Here is a 3172-nt window from a genome sequence, read left to right as displayed (position 1 = left end):
CCTTGTTGAGAAAAGTAATTTGACAAAAATTCATTTGTTCCACCCTTTGTTGAAAACTCTTTTTCAAGCAGTGCAAAATCGAGAGATACAGAACGATCCGTTGCTATAGTTTTACGCATTTCATCTGTAAGATTTCCAAACATCATGGTAAGGAATTCTGCTGATTGTTGTTTTTTTAACCCTTGTGTTATAAACCATTGATGGGCAGTTTTTATAAAATTAAAATATACTCCCATAAGTGAACCAGCTGTCATAAAAAGATTAAACTGCTCTTCCTTATCCAGCACCAATGTGCCCCCCAATGCATCAAATAAAGTGCGCAAAAAGGGATGATTGGGATAGATTGGTGTCAAATTTTTGCATTCTGCAACAAAAGGTAATGGAACAGCACGATAAACTTTATGATTAATCCACTCTTCTATTTCTGCTGCTTTTGCCATAGCAAGTACGGAAATAACCAGCTGTTCTGGACGAAAACAAAGAGAGCGCAAAACGTCTTCTGCAATTTGATTGGGCAAGCAAAGAAAAACACAATCACTAACATCGAGCAACGCTTGGTTATTTTCAGCAATCATAACTTTATCATAAGTGCGTGAAAGGCGCTTTGCTGTTTGTGCATTGCGAGGCGAAACAATAATGGAAGAAACATCAAAGTTGCTTGTCATTAAGCCATTCACCATTGAAGCACTGATTGTACCCGTTCCCAAAAAGCCAAGTCTCATTATCTATTTCTCAGTTTCATATTTTAAAAGGAATTTCAATCAACATCTCAGGTGTTTTAACTAACATAAACGCTAATTGAAGAAGCAACACATAACATAGCAAGAATAATCAAAACCAAATAGATTTTGGGCTTGTCAAAGAGAACGGCAAAAGCAGAAAACCAACCAACAACAGCTGCGGCTAATGCAAATAAAAAACCTGGTTTATTCATAAGCACAATATGCATTGCCATTAAACCACCAATAATTAGCGCTCCAAAAATGATGAGCAAACCTGTTGCAAACTTTTCATAATCATCCATATTTCGCTCCTTATAGCGCTCAATTATTACACACTTTTTAACGCATATGCACATAAAAACGAAATGTTTTTTATTGAATATGGTTAAAACGGGGGGCCGTTTATTGATCAGATGTAAAAAATGCAGGGATATGCTGTGGCCAACGCCAAGGTAAAATTGCAATTAAATCAAAGCGTACAGACAAAAGGGCATAATCTTTTTGCCGTGCGAGCCAAATATCGGCAGCTGCCTCAATTCGCTTTTCATTCATTCGGGAAACCGCTTCCATTGCTTCAGCCAACGTTGAACGTGCTTTAACTTCAACGATTAACACAAGATTTCCGCGTCGTGCAATTAAATCAATTTCTCCACATTTTGTTTTAAAACGCCTTTCGGCAATGTGAAACCCTTTGCAACGTAGCCACAAAGCTGCCAATTTTTCTGCACGAACCCCTCGATAAAAAGACTTTTGTCTGCGTTTTTTTTGTATCATTTTACGCATTTTTTAAAAAGATTAATCGCTGAAAAAGTTCCTGCTTTTTAAAACCGGTTTTTTTTGCAACAAAAGCTGCCGCTTGAGCAGCAGAATGTGTCCGTGCGCGTTCTAATAGCATTTCATCAATTTCTTGATCACTTATCACATTTAAAGAAGAAGATGATTCTCCAACAAGGACAACAATTTCCCCACGAATATGTGCTTGTTTTCTGTAATTTTCTAACAAATTTCCCAAATTGGAAACATCTACTGTTTCAAACTTTTTTGTTAATTCACGACAAATGGCAGCAGGTCGATCAGCCGAAAAAAGAGTGACCATATCCTGTAAAGTTTCAACAAGACGATGCGGTGATTCATAAAAAATCAAAGTTGCTGGAATCTCTTTTAATTGTTCCAACCGTTTTCGGCGCTGTAGCTTTCGTGCACTCAAAAAACCTGCAAAAAAAAAGCTATCAGTAGGAAGCCCTGTCGGTATAAGAGCGGCTAAAAGAGCGGATGCTCCAGGAATAGGAATAATTTTATGACCAGCTTTACGGGCCTCTTCCACCAATCGAAATCCAGGATCAGAAATAAGTGGTGTTCCGGCATCTGAAACAAGTGCTACTGTTTTGTTTTCTGCTAAAGCCGCTAAGAGCTTCGGACCCGCTTTTTGCGCATTATATTCATGATAGAGAAAAGGTTTTTTTTGAATACCGTAACGTTCCAACAAAACACGTGTTACTCGCGTATCCTCACACGCTAAAATATCAATTCCTGCAAGTACTTGCAAAGCACGAAGCGTAATATCTGCAAGATTTCCGATAGGTGTTGCCACAAGATAAAGCCCTGATTCTATAACGGGTGCAGAATAAGCATGCGCACCTATAAAATATGCTTTTTCACACATGCTCTTTTCTTTTCATTAAATTCTCCTCACCACAAGATTTTTATCCATACTCATAAGCCATTTTAGCTCATTTTTTACCAGCACATTTTTTATCATTACAAAGGCTTACCTTATTCGAATAATCGATTACACTACAATAAGATAATTTCATATTTAATATCTTAATTTAACATTATTATCTATTTTGATCCGCGTTATTTTTTCCAGTAAAACAAATTCCAAATGTAACCAATATTCTATCTACCCCATGATTTTCTATAAAGTTTTTCCTTCGAGAACCAAAAAACAATTTTACCCAATGTTATAATCTCATGCTTGTTTGTGCTCTTTTAAAAGCTAAGCTTTTTAGATTATTTCCATAACGCCGATTTTTCAAATATTCTATTGATATCCAAACTGTTTTTCTGAGCAAATGTAAACAGCCCCTTTTGAAACACATACAGTTAACTGGCAGCTGACTTGATCAAATATAAGCTCTTATCAGCAAAATACTTTATTTTTTCATATTCTCTACAGCTTTAACAGTATACAGTATAATGAGTACCTTAGAAAAGTTTAAGGCTAAATTTTATCTTAAACATTTGATTTATAATAGAAAATTTATTATTTTGCCTATTAATTAGGAGCTTTAAATATCGTAACATTATCTCAGCTCTTCTTATAGTCAATTAATCAAAATCATTTTTGTGCATCTTGAAACCTCCTTAAAACAAAGATTATCGCCTCATTGGAGATCGCAGAGAAAATAATGCTGTTAGCTTGTACTTTTTATTTCATAAATATGGAA

General features: G+C 35.6%; 4 protein-coding genes. All 4 read right to left on the bottom strand.

Annotation, left to right across the window (positions count from 1 at the left end):
- On the bottom strand, nucleotides 1-722 hold a 722-nt coding region (locus ACFIL8_RS08640), incomplete at its 3' end, for a pyrroline-5-carboxylate reductase (protein WP_375689455.1).
- Between the two features lie 56 nt (nucleotides 723-778).
- Nucleotides 779-1024 carry a hypothetical protein gene (locus tag ACFIL8_RS08635; RefSeq protein WP_375612261.1) on the bottom strand — a complete coding sequence of 82 codons (246 nt, stop codon included), beginning with the start codon at nucleotides 1022-1024 and terminating at the stop codon, nucleotides 779-781.
- A gap of 100 nt (nucleotides 1025-1124) precedes the next feature.
- Entirely contained in the window at nucleotides 1125-1493 is a 369-nt protein-coding gene (locus ACFIL8_RS08630; protein WP_375613510.1) for a YraN family protein, read from the bottom strand.
- Between the two features lie 4 nt (nucleotides 1494-1497).
- Nucleotides 1498-2385 carry a 16S rRNA (cytidine(1402)-2'-O)-methyltransferase gene (gene rsmI / locus ACFIL8_RS08625; protein ID WP_375613498.1) on the bottom strand — a complete coding sequence of 296 codons (888 nt, stop codon included), beginning with the start codon at nucleotides 2383-2385 and terminating at the stop codon, nucleotides 1498-1500.
- Nucleotides 2386-3172: the final 787 nt, after the last annotated feature.

The sequence above is a fragment of the Bartonella sp. AP57NXGY genome, from assembly GCF_042195805.1.
GTDB lineage: Bacteria > Pseudomonadota > Alphaproteobacteria > Rhizobiales > Rhizobiaceae > Bartonella.
This window is presented reverse-complemented; position numbering and strand designations above follow the sequence as displayed.

What these genes read in the sequence shown, in the direction of transcription:
- ACFIL8_RS08635 (WP_375612261.1), bottom strand. Translation starts at nt 1,024, where the DNA reads ATGGATGATTATGAAAAGTTTGCAACAGGTTTGCTCATCATTTTTGGA.
- rsmI (WP_375613498.1), bottom strand. Translation starts at nt 2,385, where the DNA reads ATGTGTGAAAAAGCATATTTTATAGGTGCGCATGCTTATTCTGCACCC.